Annotated in this window: 1 protein-coding gene; it reads right to left on the bottom strand. The window is 46.1% G+C overall.

Translation table 11 applies throughout. From position 1 onward, the window contains the following. Nucleotides 1-232 precede the first annotated feature (232 nt). Nucleotides 233-619, bottom strand: a complete 387-nt coding sequence (locus tag ACWKV7_RS23665; protein WP_483860159.1) for a hypothetical protein — start codon at nucleotides 617-619, stop codon at nucleotides 233-235. Nucleotides 620-889: the final 270 nt, after the last annotated feature.

The following is an 889-nucleotide window of genomic DNA, read 5'->3' as shown; positions in this document are numbered from 1 at the left end:
ATCAGGAACAACTCTTTGCGGGTCTGCTTGCGCTTGCCTGCGTACTCGGCGTCGGCGAAGGTCATCTGCTTCATCGGGAAACTCGGCGGTGGAGTCCTGGCATTTTGCCAAAATCAGGAAGTCTTTTTCAGAGTTTCCCTAAGATCATCATTTGGTTTCCTTAATGGCATAACGTTTGGTTAAGGGGCCGGCTATGCCGGTCCCGAGTGAGCGAAGCGAGCGGCTTGCACCACTAGTTAGATGAAGTGGATTCGCTGGCTCTGCCAGACTGGCAGGTTCGAATGACCATTCTGGAAAATAAAGGAACATATCCTGTGGATGATACTTTCGACTCAATATCTTTTTGATTTTCAATCATCGCTGTGCCGGCAATTTTAGATGAGACGAAAAACTCTCTTGTGTGTCGCTCCTTTTTCTCGCTTTCTTCAAGCATATGAGCCAGAAGGCCTATCCATGTATTGAAAAGTCCATTTTTATCGATTAGATCAGGGTCTTCTAAAGTAAGGCTGTATGCCGCCTGGGCATAGTTGGTTGCTGTGACTCCTAGTGACTCACAGCTTTCTCTGGCGTGTGCATGGATTGATATGATTGCGAGGAAAATAAATACTAGAGCTTTCATGGATTTCGTTTTCTTAGGTTGTTATTAGTTTCTGCGGCGCAAGAGTTAAAGGCTCATCTAACGAGGCTGTAGAAAAACCAAATGACAAATTTTTCAGCTGCGACTCTGGCTATTCTTTAGCCAAAAACCAGCATTCCTCTTAAAATCTAACGTATTCATATCGCCCGTTTCCTCCAGATTTCGCGTACGGCAAGGTGTCCTGGTCTAATTCTCGTGGACACCTCGTTAGGGGATGATTAGCCCCCCATGAGGACGAGAGAAGCATGACCT

Source organism: Zestomonas ipomoeae, assembly GCF_057128665.1.
This window is presented reverse-complemented; position numbering and strand designations above follow the sequence as displayed.

Excerpts from the sequence above, each read along its gene's own strand:
- ACWKV7_RS23665 (WP_483860159.1), bottom strand. The coding sequence starts at position 619 with ATGAAAGCTCTAGTATTTATTTTCCTCGCAATCATATCAATCCATGCA.